This window comes from Peribacillus muralis (assembly GCF_001439925.1).
In the GTDB taxonomy this organism is placed as follows: domain Bacteria; phylum Bacillota; class Bacilli; order Bacillales; family DSM-1321; genus Peribacillus; species Peribacillus muralis.
The window spans coordinates 1-16,637 of the sequence record NZ_LMBV01000017.1; the positions used below are offsets into that span (position 1 = coordinate 1).

Here is a 16,637-nt window from a genome sequence, read left to right on the forward strand (position 1 = left end):
ATATTTGAGATTTATCTATCAAAACGGAGCTTTTATCTACGATATTCGAGATTTATCTATCAAAACGGTCCTTTTATCTACGATATTTGAGATTTATCTATCAAAACTGCTTTTTTTTCTACGATATTCAAGATTTATCTATCAAAACGGAGCTTTTATCTACGATATTCGAGATTTATCTATCAAAACAGCTTTTTTAATCGATGAAATCTGAAATATATTTACGTAAACTTCAGTTAGCGTTATTAACTAAGGCGTCTTTTTAAATCCGAGATTTTACTTTCCAGCTGCTCAAATGCATCTTCACCTTTATTTAATAGGTGATCGGCTTCTTGTGCAATATTCCCAGCTATACTTAGAAGTGTATTCTCGGCATTTAACTTGGTAATCATCGCTTCAATTTTCCATTGGTAGTCGTCATAATCGTCATGTATGACATTGAACATGGCATTATATGCATCTTGACGAGCTTCTTGAAAGTCATCCGAGCGCTTTCCTGTCCAGTTTCTACCTAGCTCTGGGTTGTTGATTTTCCTAATTTCGTTAAGACACATACTTTGTTCTGCTATAATATCGTTTTTGGCAGCTATTAAACGATCAATTTTGATATTTAAATTAGCTTTTTTACTAGAGATAGCAGAGTTTATGTTACTCAATATTTCTGCATAAACCATAAAATCACCTCAAACATAAGATTTTATTCATCAACTGTCATATTTTCACACTTACAAATAGTCAATAGAGAACTTCTTCAATCAAACTGCCCTTTACCGTATCTGCACAATAAATCTTCGCGAACAAATTCCCTGCAAGTGGACGATAAAGGTGACCTTTGTGGATGTATTAAATCTCCAAAGGGCGCTTTACCGACAAATTTGACTTCGCCTATAAATTCCTTTTCGAATTCGGCATCAAAACCGGATACCTTTACAAAACAAGAATTATGTCCTGTTGTCATAAAATCTATTATTGTTAATTCATGCTCAAGTCTATCGTTCATTCTTTACCCTCCAACGATGAATGTATCGGTTGCCTGGACCTTACCTATTATTAACTATACCCTTATCGAATGTCCTTGCCCATCTCAACTTACTTTTTTTCATGCATGATTTTATTAACCTGTTTCTCTGTTGGACGTCCAGGGGAACCTTACCTCTTCAATATAGATTTATAACCTGCTATAATCTAAAGATTGGAGGTGTAAAAAAATGAAAGAATTCATCGAGATTTTAGCGGAAATCGTTAATAATCTTCACGATTTTATCCTATTTTTTGTGAGTGATACATTAAATTCAAATGCAACGGACAAAGATCTGCATTTTTGGATTATGGGAATCATTGGTATCCTTATCTTTTTGTTCGTATTATTTTTATCTACAATCATATCCCGGATGCGCTTTGGGATTACCATACTTTCTTTCCTATATACGTTTACCGTCATGGTGGTGTTGGTATTCGCGATTGAAATACAGCAAGCCCTTACAAGCAGGGGAAATATGGAATTTCAAGATGCGGCGATAGGCCTTTGGGGGTTCATCGTATTTTTCTTGGTGTTTGCTGTTGCGTCATCTTTGTTCCTTTTGGTAAAGAGGTTTATCACGCAATCAAAAAAAAGGTAACGAAGTGTCACCTTGCTTGGATTACTCCTTATAGCTCTTTTGGGGAAAATGAGATGACTATTCATTCCTTCGGTTTACTTTCATTATATAAATCTATACTGAATAAATTAAACGAATCGTCTTCGTCATTAGGTTCCCGATCATATCCTGAACTGTCTGGACCATTTTCCCGGCGACGGCGATTCACATCCCGTAGTTCGGCTTCCAGAAATTCAGCTTGACCGTGGGATAGCTTGATCGTAATTTCGTTATTTTGTTCGTCTGCAGCCTTCAATAAAACATAACTATCCGCAGCATTACGTAAAGTCACATTGCTTAATGTTAAATTCATGTTCGCGAGTTCATATCTTGCCTTCATATCGTAAAAAGAACCTCCACCCATAATACCAGTTAAATTGATGTATATTAAATATACTCTACTTCAGGTTATTTAACTATACAAATTCTTTGTTTTGGAATGGGAAAAATCAACTTTGGACGATAACATGGCCCCTATCCACATGGAAAAGAGCCATGTTTTTTTAGTTCTTCACGATTACTACTTCATCAAGTGTTGGTAATGCTGAAATGGCTCCAATTTTCGTACAAGTTAATGCCCCAACTTTGTTTGCGAAGGCTACCATTTCTTTATACTTGGTGTAATCATCAAGAAAAATAGATATGTTTTCTTCGTTGGAAATCTGGTGTAACAATGCCCCTATAAAGGCATCTCCTGCTCCTGTTGAATCGATGGACTTCACATTGATGCTTGAGATGATCGATTGCTTCTTACCATTTGAAACAAGCGTTCCATTTTCACCTAATGTTACGGTAATAATTTTTGCACCTAACTGATGCAACGATGATACAGCAGATTCTAGATCATTTAGTCCAGATATAAGCTTTAACTCTTCTTCACTGACTTTTACTAAATCTGCCTTAGAGATGGCTCGTTTTGTTCGTTCTACAAACTCTTTTTCTCTGCCTTCCCAAAGATTTCCTCGGAAGTTTGGATCAAATGAGAGAAAGATCCCTTTCTCCTTTGCGATATCCATCAGCTTAAAATATGTTATGAGTGCTGTACCTCCAAGCATGGCTGTTGCAGATCCAAAATGTAAAACTTTTGCTGCCATTACTTTGTCAAGATTCAGCTCTTCTATAGTTAATTGTTCATCCGCTCCACGATAAAAGACAAAATCTCTTTCTCCATTTGCTTGAAGGGAGACGAACGCCATCGTTGTTTGAACCTGAGTATCTCTTGTCACCATCGAAGTATCAACTTTCACTTCTTTCAACACGTCAATAAGGAATGTGCCGAATGGATCACTTCCTACTTTTCCAACTAATGCAGCATTTCCGCCTAACTTTGCAATGGCAGCTGTAACATTGGCTGGAGCACCACCCGCTCGCTTAACAAAGCTTGAACCAGCCTTTAAGTCGACATCGATATCCATGCAAAAGAAATCGATCAATAATTCCCCCACACAAACGACTAAATTATTTCCGCTCATCTATCGTCACTCCTCCACTATAATTTCTCAGAAAGGAACTCAGTCATATTTCCACTGTACTGCATCAATTTTTGCTGTACCTTTTTCTGCAAAAAACTGAATACCCTGGCTTTCCATTTTTGGAAATAAACGTGATGTAAACACCATTTCTCCGTCATTCACAAACACTTCAATCGAAGTGGTATCCATAAAAATGTGAAAACGTATTTTGTTTTTTGAATAATGCTTTTGACGAATGGATCCATAGTCTTGCGCAAACGCTACACCTGCGTTTGTACGGTCAAGCACAACCTTTTGAGTTTCCGTATTAACATAAAGTATAGTTTCTTCCCCTTTACCGACACGCAACCTCAGTCCAGCTCTGTTTGCACTACCTACTTCAACTTCAGCTATCATTTCAAAACAATCACCAGAAAGTTCACCTAGATCTCTTACTTCGTTACTTACATTCATAGCCGCCCGCGCTGCTTTTTTTCGTTTCTCCTTTAACTCATTAACTGGCTGCTGATAAAGAATATTGTCCTTGATGAAAAGCTCTCTCGGGATGGTCAAGCAATGAGCCCATCCTTCTGAATCAGTGGGATACTCAATTTCCGGCAACCCCATCCAACCAACAAGAAGACGTCTACCGTCAGGGGATACAGTCGTTTGGGGTGCATAGAAATCAAAACCGGCATCGAGTTCCTGAAAGTCACCGTGGTCAAAATGATTATTGGTTAATGGCTTTCCTACCCAGACTCCCGAATGATAAATGTTATGGTATGAATCACCTTCAGGCTGCAACCCTTGAGGGGAACATAATAAAATTCCGTGATTTTGTAAGGTAAAGTAATCCGGACATTCCCACATATAGCCGAAGTCCATTTCTTTCATTCCCATTTCTCCAAGCAATGACCAATCGATCAAATCATGAGATTGATAAAGAAGAACACAGCCTGTCAAATTTTCACGTTGCGCCCCTACGACCATATAGAAGTTGTCTTCTACCTGCCATACCTTTGGGTCCCTAAAATGCTCGGTATATCCATTTGGCTGGCTTTTAATGATGGGTATCTCCCGCTTCGTTATTTTTCCTGATTTGTTCATAATCGCTAAACATTGAGAAGAATGGCGGTTCCATTCTTCATCTCGCTTATTGCCCGTATAGAACAAGTAAAGTGAATTGTTATGCACGATACCGCTTCCTGAATATATTCCGTGGCTTTCAAATGAATATTCTGGTTTTAAGGCTACACCTTTGTTCTCCCACTCGACCAAATCAGAAGATTCTGTATGGAACCAGTGTTTCATCCCATGTACCGCGCCAAAAGGGAACCATTGATAGAATAAGTGGTAGCTCCCGTTGAACCAAACAAAGCCATTTGGATCGTTTAATAATCCATACATCGGTTGAATATGATATCTTTGTCGCCATATACTAGCTGATACTGAGTTTTCCAGCTTCAGTCGTTCCTCAGTAGTCATACTTTCATACGTACGATAACGTGCTTCTTGTGTCCATTCCATAATTTTCTCCCTCCAATTCATAAATTAGTAAAAACGAGCTGCCAAAGCAACTCGTATAAAACCGCATTCATTAATGATTACAAGTTTTTATTGAATTTTGTTTTAGACAGGAGAATGGTTATTAAAAAAGATGCGATCAGAGAAATACTTACTGCTATTAAAAAGTTTATAACATCTCCCGCTTGGACAGTAACAAAGCCAATAATACCAGCTGGTCCAGGGGCTACATTCGTGATATGAGCAAAAGCTGCATAAGCACAGCCTAGTGCAGAACCAATCATTGCTGCGTAAAAAGGGTATTTCAATTTAAGATTCACACCAAACATCGCTGGCTCGGTAATCCCTAACAAAGCTGATATACCTGAAGATACTGCAATGCTTTTCAGTTTTTTATCCTTTGAAAGCAGCATCGCAGCAAATGTCGCACCACCTTGAGCAACATTGTTACTTGCTACAAGTGCAAGCAAGAAAGAACCACCCCCTGCAATTAGCTGAATATCAACAGGGAGAAGACTGTGATGCATACCTGTCAATGTTAGCGGTGCCATGATGAATCCAAAAATGGCACCTCCAAACATGCCTAATGTATCATAGATCCAAACCAACCCATCAGCCAATAAGTCCCCGGCTGACCTCATAATGCCGCCTACAATCGTAAAGGTAAGAAAACTTGTAATAAAAACAGCCAATAAAGGCGTTAATAAGTTATCTAGTGCAGATGGAATGATTTTACGTAAATTCTTCTCGGTCCATGCCAAAATAAATGACGCAGCCAAAACCGGGAATACGGTTCCCTGATAGCCTACCTTTTCAATGGTCAAGCCAAAAATATTCCAGACTGGAACAGTGTCTTTAAGAACCGCCTCGCCATATCCATAAGCATTTAACAAATCCGGATGTACCATTATCATCCCAATGACGGCCCCTAAATAAGGATTCCCTCCAAACATTCTCGTAGCTGAAAAACCAATTAAGATAGGAAGAAAAACAAAAGCAGCATTAGCAAATATATTGATCATATTGGCAAAGTCGGTCATCTGTGGGTAAATGTCCATTAAGGATTTACCGTCAAAGAATAATCCTTTAGACGTTAACACATTGTTTATCCCCATCAGAAGACCAGCCGCTACAAGAGCAGGGATGATTGGAACGAATATATCTGACAAAAGCTTCACAAGCTTTTGAAGCGCATTCATTTTTTTGTCTGCTTCTTTTTTAACCTCCGCTTTAGTCGATTCTGTAATATTTGCCAATTTAATCAGTGAATTATAAACCTCATTTACAGTACCAGCACCTATAATGATCTGATATTGACCAGAACTGCTAAATTGACCTTTTACTAGTTCGACTTTAGATAAATCTTCCGAATTAACGATTGATTCGTCTTTTAAAACTAAACGTAGCCGAGTTGCGCAATGTGCCGCGCTCAGTATATTTTCAGATCCGCCGATAATATTTAATATCTGTTGCGCATTTTCTTCTATTTTATTGTTCACCTTCTTCAAACCTCCCCATCACTTAATTCATAGATAATAGCCTCATACGGCCGTAACTTTATATTTTCAATATCTGAACTAGAGTCAGTATAATTACTTATTACTATTTCTACTTCTGAATGGCTGGTAACGGGATAATGAAAATCATTTTCATGCTCATAAAAGTTACAAACAATCAAGAGCTTCTTATTGTCTAAAATGCGTTCATATGCATAAATGCTTTTATCCTCAGGATTAAGAAGTTTATACGTACCATACACGAGCGTATTATTATTCTTCCTTAGCTTTATTAGTTGTTGATAGTGAAAGAAAATCGAATTTGAATCTTTGATGGCGTTTTCAACATTAATAAAGGTGTAATTCGGATTAACTTTCATCCATGGTTTTCCTTTTGAAAACCCTGCATGATGAGCATCGGACCACTGCATCGGGGTTCTCGCATTGTCTCTTGCTTTCATATAAAACGATTTCATGATTTCTTCTTCATCAAAACCTGCAGCCATTCGTTCTTTATAAATATTTTGAGTTTCAATATCAATATAATCTTCAATGGAGGTAAAAGCTGCATTAGTCATGCCAATTTCTTCACCTTGATATATATACGGAGTACCTTTCATCCCGTGTAAAAGCGTTGCCAACATTTTTGCCGATTCCACCCTATATTGACGGTCATTCCCCCATCGAGATACGATCCTTGGTAAGTCATGGTTATTCCAAAATAAGCTATTCCATCCTTCTTGATCTAGAGCATTTTGCCATTTACTTAATACATGTTTTAACTCTACCAATTCTAGCTTCCTTAAATCCCATCTTTGCTTCCCTGGTATTTTATCCAATTGCATATGTTCAAATTGGAAGACCATATTTAATTCTTTTCTTTTGGGGTCAGAATATAATTTAGCATTCTCTGTCGTGACTCCCCATGTTTCCCCAACTGTGAGTAACTCATGGTTTCCGAAAGTATTCCGATACATGTCTTGTAAATAATCATGTAACTTCGGACCATTTTCTTTTATTAGATTATCGGGTTCCTTCCCGATTAAATCAATCACATCCATACGGAAACCACTTATGCCTTTATCTATCCAGTAGTTCATCATGTCCCAAATACTATTTCTCATTTCTGCATTTTCCCAATTCAAATCGGGTTGCTGTTTGCTATAAAAATGTAAATAATATTGGTTTGTATTCTCGTCATATTCCCAAGCTGATCCACCAAAATTGGATTTTAGATCATTGGGCTCCTGACCATTCACCGGATCACGCCAAATATAATAATCTCTATAAGGATTATCTTTCGATTTTTTCGCTTCAATGAACCAAGGATGCTGATCTGAAGTGTGGTTTACTACTAGATCCATAATGATCTTAATACCTCGTTTATCACTTTCGAGTAGCAATTTTTTCATTTCTTCCATGGTTCCATACTCAGATAGAATCGAATAGTAATCACTAATATCGTACCCATTATCTACATTGGGGGATTCATAAATTGGGCTTAACCAAATAACATCGATCCCTAACTTTTTTAAATAATCCAATTTGAGGATAATACCTTGTATATCGCCAATTCCGTCACCGTTACTATCATAAAAGCTTCGAGGATATATTTGATAAATAACACTATTATGCCACCACTTTTGTTGAGTTTCCTTCACTTTTCATTCTCCCCTTTGTAATGCGCTTACATTTTAAGTATAATGATTACACATTATTACTTCTTGCACTTTTTTGAAAAATAATAACACTATTTTCACATTAGGGGATTTCATATGAAAAAGTCAGCTTTAAAAGAGAACTCAATTCATGGTACTGCATCATTTCCATTGCATGTATACAGTAAGGTGAGAGAACGTGATTATCATGTAGGCTATCATTGGCATGAGGAATTGGAATTCATCTTTGTTGAGGACGGAGTGATGGAAGTTACGATTAATTCGGAAATGTTAGAGGTTACGAAGGGACAGTTCATTTTTATAAATTCTGGTGACTTGCACCAAATCACTTCAACAGGTCCCTCGATTCATCATGCGATCGTATTTCATCCGGATATATTAAATTTTGACTATCCGGATACAAGCCAAAATTCTATTATTACGCCTATAACTAAGGGATACTTACGTTTCCCTTCTTCAACTCAAATGGAAGAACTGTTAAAGGAATCTATCGTTGATAAGTTAATGAACATTATTAAGACTAATAAAATACCATTCGAAATATCTGCATTACGGATTAAAATTATGTTACTGGAAATTATTTTAGCGCTTTTTGAGCGAAAGCTTTTTGGGGAATTACAAACAAACGTAAAAGAAAAACAAGAAAATATAAAAAAAGTCATGACCTATATCCAAGATAATTACGATAAGAAAATACTACTTGAAGACTTAGCCTCTCTTTTAAATATGAATAAAAATTACTTCTCGAAATATTTTCATCAGGCAATTGGAAAAACGCCCATTACGTATATAAATGAATACCGATGTGAAAAAGCAGCCGAGCTATTGAAAAACAGCGATCTGAAAGTCCTTGATATTTCCCTTATGGTTGGTTTTGACAATTTCAGTTATTTCATACGGAGGTTTAAAGAGCATAAGCGCTATTCTCCCATTCAATACAGAAAGAAATACATTTTAAAATAACTTTAGATAAGCAAATATCCTCTTCCGATCGTCACATAAATAAAGAGCTGCCTTAAAGGGGGCTCTTAGACTTGTCTTCTTCGCTTTTTTCTTCATATTTGTAGGTGTGTTTTGTTTCTTGTGCAGGAATTTCTCTTTTAGCATCATCTTTGGGCCCCATAACCTCATCGTAGGGTGTATACAAATTAGAAGGTTTTTTCTTTTTGAATATCATTCTGTAACCAATCAGCCCTATAATAGCTACTATAGTTAGTATTAATAAAGTTGAAACCATACTTACCCCCCCAATTTTTTACATAGAAGAAGTGGAAGATTTCAGTCTGGCAGCATGTCTTGGAACCTAAAGCCATCCACTCCCTTAATGAACTTCCTATTCAAGAAATGGACAAGTGTTGTGATGTTTCTTTAATGTCGCGTTCTTGAATTATGCATGATGAAGCGATATCACTGATAACCTATCGATGTTTATAATTCCTTCTCCAGCGCACAGGTAATATCATATGGGCCATTACTTACATTAGAAGTAATGACGGTTTTTATTCGATTTGCCGGATATACCGCAGAATTGAAACTTACACCTGGGTCATACCCCATAAGATGATATTTGAAAATCTCGTCATTTTTTTTACTTATCCAGATTCCATATCCATAGTATTCCCCTTCTTCATCCGTAGCAATATGGTCCTCCAATAATAGATTGGTAAATTCTTGATTCAGTAACTGATTGGAAAATAACCCCTCCCAAAATCTGAACATATCCGTTGTTGTAATATACGCCCCTCCATCCGCTCCGCCTTTAATTGGAAGTGAATAAACATTCGTTCTCCATGTTCCATTTTCTTCGTCTATATAGCCTAGCGCCGTGTTTTTAGGGAGCTTGTCCATGGAGAAATAACCGGAATCCTCCATATTACAAGGGAGAAAGATGTTTTTTTTGATATATTCAGAAAACTCAAGTTCGGTTAGTTCCTCAATGATCAAACCTAATAATATATAGCCGGCATTATTGTAATGAAATCTTTCCCCTGGTTCGAACATCATCTCCTCATCTTGAAACATTGGCAGGAAGTCTTTTAATCTTTTAATATGATACATCGGGTTTTTCTGCCATAGCTCTTCAAAATCGTCCATCACCTCTTCATCAAAGTAATCAGGAATACCGGAAGTGTGCGTTAAAAGGTGATGTATCGTTACATGTTGATGGAAATTAGGAAATTCAAACGAAAGACAGTCTTTTAACTCTGAATCAAATCTAAGTTTTCCTTTTTGTATTAACTGGCAAATGGCTATCGCCGTAAACAGTTTACAACCAGAAGCAATTCCGAACCTTGTTTCTGTCGTATTGACGATTTCATCGCTCCGGTTGGAATAGCCATGTGCTGAGCTATGGATCAGTTCAGCTCCTGCTTTGACACTTATTACACCCGAGAATTCAATTGCCTTGCTGGTTTCTTTAATAAGTCTTGAAAATTCCATATGTTGTGTTTTCATTTAGTTTTTCCCCTTTACCGGTATTGTTTTCAATACTTATGTATAGCCCAGGTTGCTCGTTATGGTCTTTCAAAAAAATCCCGCATCTAATGTGATGCGGGATTTTTTGCCTTCGTTTCATTCCTTCTTTTATTTCCACCAGGTATCATAAACGTTAATGGCTTCGTTCCGTTTATGTTCGGTTTTCATATACCACCCTTCGATGATTTCGGCAGCTTCCGTTCTGATTTCCTTACCTTCAAGGTAATCATCGATTTCATCGTAGCTAACGCCTAAAGCCACTTCATCAGGTATTAACGGTTTGTCGTCTTCTAAATCGGCAGTTGGAATTTTCGTATAGAGACGCTCAGGAGCTCCGACGAATTTCAGAATAGCTCTTCCTTGCCTTTTGTTCAAACGATATAAAGGGATGATATCTGCTGCACCATCACCGTGTTTCGTGAAGAAACCTGTGATAGCTTCAGCTGCATGGTCCGTGCCAAGGACGACACCTTTGTACAGACCTGCTAAATCGTATTGCACCTTCATCCGTTCACGTGCTTTGACATTTCCTTTTAAGAAATGTGATAGCTTTTCACCAATAGCTTCTTCAACTGCCAGGACCGCTGCATCTACTGCTCCTTTAATGTTTACTGTTACATTTTTGCTTGGCTTGATGAATTTCAACGCCAATTGTCTATCGTCTTCATCGGCTTGTACGCCATATGGCAAGCTTACAGCAACAAACGTATAGTCGCCGCCAGTTTCTTCATTCAATTCATTCACAGCAGTTTGAGCGATATAACCCGCCAGTGTTGAATCTTGACCGCCAGAAATTCCAAGTATGAAGCTTTTCAGAAACGTATTTTTCTTCACATACCCTTTCAATAAATCAACACTTTTCCTGAATTCGACTTGTGGGTCGATCGTTGGTTGAACAAGTAATTTCTTGACGATTTCTTCTTGTAATGGACGCATTAACATAGCCCCGCTTTCTTATAATAGAGTGTCGTCATTTCGTAAGCATACGCTCGACATTTGCTTTAACTTCATCTATATTCCTCATTTTATTATCCCAACAATCCTGGCTTAAATCTAGCGGATATTCCTCAGGATTAAGTGCCCGTAGGTATTCCGGCCATAATACTTGAAGATTTTTTTTCGTAAATGCTTTAATATCATCAATGGATGGTAGTTCATAGATTAAACGGCCATCCTTGAAAATATCCTCATGAAGATCAACCGCATCGAAGTCCGTAACAAATTTACTTAGGAAGGTGTGAACAGGGTGAAACATTTTTAATTTTTCCTGTTCCTGCGGTCTTTCATATTCCATGGCCAAATAGTCACCTTCAGAATGATGGTTCACTTTATTGATGATACGGTATACTCTTTTTAAGCCAGGTGTCGTAACCTTTTCAGGATTAGAAGAAATTTTGATGGTATCTCTCATATTCCCATCTTCGCCCTCTATTGAAACCATTTTATAAACAGCACCTAGAGCTGGCTGGTCATAAGCGGTGATCAATTTGGTCCCGATGCCCCATATGTCAATTCTTGCGCCTTGCTGCTTCAAGTTGATGATCGTATATTCATCCAGATCGTTGGAAGCGACGATCTTTGCATCGTGGAAACCTGCAGCATCTAGCATACGTCGTGCTTCTTTCGATAAGTAAGCTAAATCTCCGCTGTCAAGGCGGACTCCAATGAAATTGATTTTATCGCCCAATTCCTTCGCAACACGGATTGCATTCGGAATGCCAGAACGCAACGTGTCATACGTATCGACGAGGAAAACACAGTCTTTGTGTGAAACCGCATATTTGTGAAATGCTGTATATTCATCTTTATAAGCCTGGATCATGGAATGGGCATGCGTTCCTGAAACCGGAATGCCGAATAGCTTTCCAGCACGTACATTGCTAGTCGAATCAAAGCCAGCTAGATAGGCAGCTCTCGCTCCCCAAATGGCAGCGTCCATTTCTTGCGCTCGTCTTGAACCGAATTCAAGGGCCGATTCATCACCGATGACCTGTTTGATGCGTGAAGCTTTTGTTGCTACGAGTGTGTGATAGTTCACAATGTTAAGCAAAGCCGTTTCTATGAGTTGGGCCTCACCAAGCGGTGCCTCCACCCGTAATATCGGTTCATTGCCAAAGACGAGCTCGCCCTCCTTCATGCAGCGAATCGTTCCCGTGAAACGGATGTTTTGCAAATAATCCAAATACTCTTCATCATAATGCAGCTCGGTTTTTAGATAGTCGATATCACTTTCTGAGAAGCAAAAGTTTTGAAGGTAATGGACAATTTTTTCAAGACCAGCAAAAATCGCATAGCCGCTGTTAAACGGAAGCTTTCTGAAAAATATCTCGAAGACGGCCTTTCTTTCATGTGTTTTATCTTGCCAGTATGTTTGGGCCATATTGATTTGGTATAAATCCGTGTGTAGTGCATAACTGTCGTCGTTGTATTTTTTTTCCATGGATAGTTCCTCCCAAAAGAGAAGCATTCGTCTCTCTTTTATTCTGTTGCGTGAAATATATTATAGAATGGTCGCTCCAAGTGTACCTTTGAAATGCCCGAGTGCCCATTCATGACCGGTTTGATTGAATGAGGCCACTGCATTTTCATATACAAAAATATTATAGCCTAGATTGTACGCATCAATTGCCGTATGCAAAATGCAGATATCCGTACAAACGCCAACTAAATATACATCGGAAATGTGACGCTCCCTTAGGCGGATATCAAGGTCCGTTCCTGCGAATGCCGAATAACGCGTTTTATCTATATAATGAACATTACTTCGATTTTTATTTGTTTCATATTCTTTTTTTAACGTCGCATATAGGTCCCTGCCCATTGTACCGCTTATATTATGGGGAGGAAATAATTTCGTTTCAGGGTGAAAGCCGTCTCCCTCGTCATGCCTATCAATGGCAAATATGGTGTAGTCGCCATTTCTGATGAATTCCTTGGTAATGGCGACGAGTGCCTTCTCGATATCCTGCCCTGGTTTCCCGCAGGTCAATGAACCCTTGTCTGCCACAAAGTCATACGTATAATCAATGTTGATCAATGCCTTTTTTCCCATTTCACTTCATTCCCCCTTAATAATAAATGGAGTCCGTGACAACCTCTGCATTAAATCGGTAAAGCTGTGATGGACGATACGAATTCCGTTTTGTTTTCTTCTGCATGCCTTTTTCATCCAAGACTTTCTCCAAAAACGGAAGTTTAGGCGCCTTAGCATAAAAAAGCGAATCCGCGCTGATCTTCGCGTCATCTCTTGCTGTAAGCAGCACCCGCTGCAATTCAGATAAAGTAAACTCTTCTGGCAGGAATTTTTGCGCTATCGTCGTCTGAACCATTTCTTTTTTCAATAAATTCATCGCCTCATGGATGATAGCATCATGATCAAATGCAAGCTCCAATTGCATAGCTTCCTGTACCGTGAACAATTCAACCTCCGCCGCATCGTCATTCGCTTTTCGATGATGGAGATACTCTTCCTGTACGATCGCATAAAAGGCGTTGGATATGATCCACCCTCTCGGATCGCGTCCTGGTCGGTCGTAAACACCGAAATGCTCGACATGGAATCCGGTTACACCCGTTTCTTCCTTCAATTCTCGTTTGGCTGCTTCATAGGCCGTCTCGTTAGCATTCACAAAGCCCCCAGGCAAAGCCCATTTATCTCCCTCAACATTCGGGTTTCCTTCTTTATCAGCAGTGGCACGTTTAATCAATAATAGCTTCAAAAACATTTCAGGAGGTGCCTTTTCGGCCGTCTTCCTAGTAGTGATGGTAAAGATCGCAATGTCGGCAGTGTATCCGTCAGGAGTTCTGTATTTCTTTTTTTCTTGCTGAACCATGGCAACGCTCACTTTCTTTCACTAAGTATGGATATAAAGTAATTAGTAAATCTTTAATTACTAATTATAGTACTCCACTAGTGATGATTTAGCAACTCCAAACGGTAAGAAATTTTCTTATTGTGCGAAAAATCTTTCATTTCAGGTTTTACACATAAAAAAAAAGCCCGATCATGATGATCGGACTTTTCTTTCCTAGCATGTTAGACGGGATAAACGCCGTGCTTCCGCTTGGTAAATGTCAGTTGTTTGCTTCCATATGCTTCAAACCGGGCACTCAATTCATCACGCAGGTCATTAGGCTGGATGATGCCATCAACGATCATCTCGGAAGCTAAACGATATATATCTATGTCTTCATTATATTCATTTCGCTTCTGCGCGATGAAGGCAGGCCTTTCTTCCGCTTCCATTGCATTGATTTTATTGGCATAGACGGCATTGACAGCAGCTTCCGCACCCATGACGGCAATCAACGCCGTTGGCAGGGCAAGAACACAATCCGGTTCAAATGCGGGACCGGCCATCGCATACAATCCGGCACCATAAGCCTTACGGACAATGACAGAAATCTTAGGGACCGTGGCTTCACTCATGGCCGAAATCATTTTTGCTCCATGGCGAATGATGCCTGCCTGCTCGACCTTCGTCCCGATCATGAATCCTGGAATATCCACAAGGAACAATAGCGGTATATGGAAGGCATCACATAGGTTGATGAATTTCGCTGCCTTATCTGCTGAATCATGGAACAGGACCCCGCCTTTGACACGCGGCTGATTGGCAATGATTCCAATGGACTGCCCATTTAGCCTAGCAAGCCCGGTAATTAATTCAGGGGCAAAAAGCTTTTTGATTTCACAAAACGACTCCTTGTCTATGACCCGGTCGATCAAATCATACATATTGAAGGGGGCATTCTGATTTTTCGGAATCAAGTCCTCCAACGTCTTTTCAAATTCCTCAGGCAGCTCTGGCTTAGCAGCTGCAGGCTTTTCTTGATAATTTCCTGGAAAATAGCTTAAGTATTTACGGGCAAACGCGATCGACTCTTCTTCCGATTTCACCAGCACATCTCCGCATCCTGAAACGGAGCAATGCATCTTCGCCCCGCCCATCTCCTCTTCGGTCACCTTTTCGCCAATGACCATTTCCGCCATTCTCGGTGAACCTAAATACATCGATGCATTTCCCTCGACCATCACGACGATATCACAAAAAGCTGGGATGTATGCCCCTCCAGCTGCTGAAGGACCGAACAAGAGACAGATTTGCGGAATTTTCCCGGATAACTTCACTTGGTTATAAAAGATGCGTCCTGCACCGCGGCGTCCAGGAAACATTTCCACTTGATCGGTGATTCTTGCTCCGGCAGAATCGACTAAGTAGAGAAGCGGCAGCTGCAGTTTGTCTGCCGTTTCTTGGATGCGAATGATCTTTTCGACGGTCCTTGCTCCCCAAGAGCCGGCTTTTACAGTCGAGTCATTCGCCATGACACACACTCTCTGACCGTTGATTTTCCCGATTCCTGTAACGACCCCATCCGCCGGAAGACCGTCACTTGCACAATTGGCAAAGAAGGCGTCCTCTATTTCCACACCTTCATCAAAAAGAAGCTCCAGACGCTCACGTACGAAAAGCTTTCCTTTTTCAGCATTTTTTTGATGATATTTTTCTAAGCCGCCTTTTTTGATCGTTTCAACCGTTTCCGTTAATTTATCCGTTGTCACCATTGATCTTCCTCCTTCATTTGAGCTCATAGCCCCGTAAATACCGGTTTGCGCTTTTCCTTGAATGCTGCGAGACCTTCCAGTCGGTCACGGGTTTTTAAAGTTGTTTGGTAGCAGTCCTTTTCAATTTGCAGGCCGTTTTCCAGTGTCGTATCCACCCCTTGATTGATCGCTGCTTTTGCTGCCCTGAGCGCTAATGGAGCGTTGAGGGCGATTTCCCCAGCTAGCTTGATTGCTTCGTCCATTAATTGTCGGGCTGGATATAGATGATTGATGATTTTTAAATCATATGCCGATTTAGCATCAAGTCGCCTTGCCGTATAAATCAGCTCTTTGGCCGTCGCCAGTCCGACGATGCGGGGCAAACGCTGAGTACCGCCGCCTCCAGGAATGATGCCTAATGCCGTTTCCGTCAGTCCCATCCTTGCCGTTTCCGAGGCGAGTCGTATGTCACAGGCTAATGCCAATTCCAGTCCTCCACCAAATGCGGAACCGTTAAGTGCAGCAATGACCGGGACTGGCAGATTTTCTACAGCTGTAATCGTGTCGCCGATCAGCTTCACCGTCTCCTTGACTTTATCTTCATTCATCCCTGCACGTTCCTTAAGGTCTGCACCGGCACAAAACGCCTTTTCTCCAGCTCCCGTTAAAATGACGGCTCTTAAATTGGCATCTCTTTTGAGTTCATCCAGACCATCAGATAAGCAATGAAGCATTTCCGTGGATAAAGCATGTGCCGCATCAGGACGATTCAAAGTCACGATGGCAATTCCCCTATCATCACGACTGATTTCAACTAATGACGTCATATC

18 protein-coding genes are annotated in these 16,637 nt (G+C 39.8%); 3 read left to right on the plus strand and 15 right to left on the minus strand.

Features of this window, described 5'->3' with window-relative positions:
- Window positions 1-214, plus strand: a 214-nt coding sequence (locus ASU00_RS26370; protein ID WP_057914780.1) for a hypothetical protein, incomplete at its 5' end; no start/stop codon positions are given.
- Between the two features lie 31 nt (window positions 215-245).
- On the opposite strand, the gene ASU00_RS17545 is transcribed toward ASU00_RS26370, so the two are convergent.
- Together ASU00_RS17545 and ASU00_RS17550 are read right to left on the minus strand one after the other, a co-directional pair.
- Complete coding sequence (locus ASU00_RS17545) at window positions 246-674, minus strand: DUF5082 family protein (RefSeq protein WP_057914781.1); 429 nt, start codon at window positions 672-674, stop codon at window positions 246-248.
- Window positions 675-751: 77 nt separating this feature from the next.
- Complete coding sequence (locus tag ASU00_RS17550; RefSeq protein WP_057914782.1) at window positions 752-1,000, minus strand: hypothetical protein; 249 nt, start codon at window positions 998-1,000, stop codon at window positions 752-754.
- 208 nt (window positions 1,001-1,208) lie between these two features.
- Between ASU00_RS17550 and ASU00_RS17555 the strand changes: the two genes are divergently transcribed.
- Complete coding sequence (locus ASU00_RS17555) at window positions 1,209-1,619, plus strand: hypothetical protein (protein ID WP_057914783.1); 411 nt, start codon at window positions 1,209-1,211, stop codon at window positions 1,617-1,619.
- A 61-nt stretch (window positions 1,620-1,680) separates the two neighbouring features.
- On the opposite strand, the gene ASU00_RS17560 is transcribed toward ASU00_RS17555, so the two are convergent.
- From ASU00_RS17560 to ASU00_RS17580, 5 genes are all read right to left on the minus strand, one after another.
- On the minus strand, window positions 1,681-1,977 hold the full coding sequence (locus tag ASU00_RS17560; RefSeq protein ID WP_057914784.1) for a hypothetical protein: 297 nt from the start codon (window positions 1,975-1,977) through the stop codon (window positions 1,681-1,683).
- 163 nt (window positions 1,978-2,140) lie between these two features.
- Entirely contained in the window at window positions 2,141-3,109 is a 969-nt protein-coding gene (locus ASU00_RS17565; protein WP_057914785.1) for a carbohydrate kinase family protein, read from the minus strand.
- 39 nt (window positions 3,110-3,148) lie between these two features.
- Window positions 3,149-4,615, minus strand: coding sequence for a glycoside hydrolase family 32 protein (locus tag ASU00_RS17570; RefSeq protein ID WP_057914786.1), 1,467 nt, complete (start codon window positions 4,613-4,615; stop codon window positions 3,149-3,151).
- A gap of 77 nt (window positions 4,616-4,692) precedes the next feature.
- The gene (locus ASU00_RS17575; protein WP_057914787.1) at window positions 4,693-6,111 is read right to left on the minus strand and encodes a sucrose-specific PTS transporter subunit IIBC; all 1,419 of its coding nucleotides are present in this window, start codon (window positions 6,109-6,111) and stop codon (window positions 4,693-4,695) included.
- Window positions 6,112-6,116: 5 nt separating this feature from the next.
- Complete coding sequence (locus ASU00_RS17580) at window positions 6,117-7,769, minus strand: glycoside hydrolase family 13 protein (RefSeq protein WP_057914788.1); 1,653 nt, start codon at window positions 7,767-7,769, stop codon at window positions 6,117-6,119.
- Between the two features lie 114 nt (window positions 7,770-7,883).
- Between ASU00_RS17580 and ASU00_RS17585 the strand changes: the two genes are divergently transcribed.
- Window positions 7,884-8,750 carry an AraC family transcriptional regulator gene (locus ASU00_RS17585; RefSeq protein ID WP_057914789.1) on the plus strand — a complete coding sequence of 289 codons (867 nt, stop codon included), beginning with the start codon at window positions 7,884-7,886 and terminating at the stop codon, window positions 8,748-8,750.
- A gap of 52 nt (window positions 8,751-8,802) precedes the next feature.
- On the opposite strand, the gene ASU00_RS17590 is transcribed toward ASU00_RS17585, so the two are convergent.
- The 8 genes from ASU00_RS17590 to ASU00_RS17625 all read right to left on the minus strand — a co-directional run bounded on the left by ASU00_RS17590 (window position 8,803) and on the right by ASU00_RS17625 (window position 16,634).
- Entirely contained in the window at window positions 8,803-9,024 is a 222-nt protein-coding gene (locus ASU00_RS17590) for a DUF3951 domain-containing protein (protein ID WP_057914790.1), read from the minus strand.
- Between the two features lie 191 nt (window positions 9,025-9,215).
- Window positions 9,216-10,241: a serine hydrolase domain-containing protein gene (locus ASU00_RS17595; RefSeq protein ID WP_057914791.1), complete on the minus strand. Its 1,026-nt coding sequence runs from the start codon at window positions 10,239-10,241 to the stop codon at window positions 9,216-9,218.
- A 129-nt stretch (window positions 10,242-10,370) separates the two neighbouring features.
- Complete coding sequence (gene nadE, locus ASU00_RS17600) at window positions 10,371-11,198, minus strand: ammonia-dependent NAD(+) synthetase (RefSeq protein WP_057914792.1); 828 nt, start codon at window positions 11,196-11,198, stop codon at window positions 10,371-10,373.
- Window positions 11,199-11,232: 34 nt separating this feature from the next.
- A complete protein-coding gene (locus tag ASU00_RS17605; RefSeq protein WP_057914793.1) occupies window positions 11,233-12,702 on the minus strand; it encodes a nicotinate phosphoribosyltransferase in 1,470 nt (489 codons plus the stop codon).
- Between the two features lie 60 nt (window positions 12,703-12,762).
- Window positions 12,763-13,314 (minus strand): cysteine hydrolase family protein, encoded by a 552-nt coding sequence (locus tag ASU00_RS17610; RefSeq protein WP_057914794.1) that lies wholly within the window; start codon window positions 13,312-13,314, stop codon window positions 12,763-12,765.
- Window positions 13,315-13,330: 16 nt separating this feature from the next.
- Window positions 13,331-14,095 carry an NUDIX domain-containing protein gene (locus ASU00_RS17615; RefSeq protein WP_057914795.1) on the minus strand — a complete coding sequence of 255 codons (765 nt, stop codon included), beginning with the start codon at window positions 14,093-14,095 and terminating at the stop codon, window positions 13,331-13,333.
- 203 nt (window positions 14,096-14,298) lie between these two features.
- Entirely contained in the window at window positions 14,299-15,828 is a 1,530-nt protein-coding gene (locus ASU00_RS17620; RefSeq protein WP_236712766.1) for an acyl-CoA carboxylase subunit beta, read from the minus strand.
- A 23-nt stretch (window positions 15,829-15,851) separates the two neighbouring features.
- Window positions 15,852-16,634, minus strand: coding sequence for an enoyl-CoA hydratase (locus ASU00_RS17625; RefSeq protein WP_057914846.1), 783 nt, complete (start codon window positions 16,632-16,634; stop codon window positions 15,852-15,854).
- Between the last annotated feature and the right edge of the window lie 3 nt (window positions 16,635-16,637).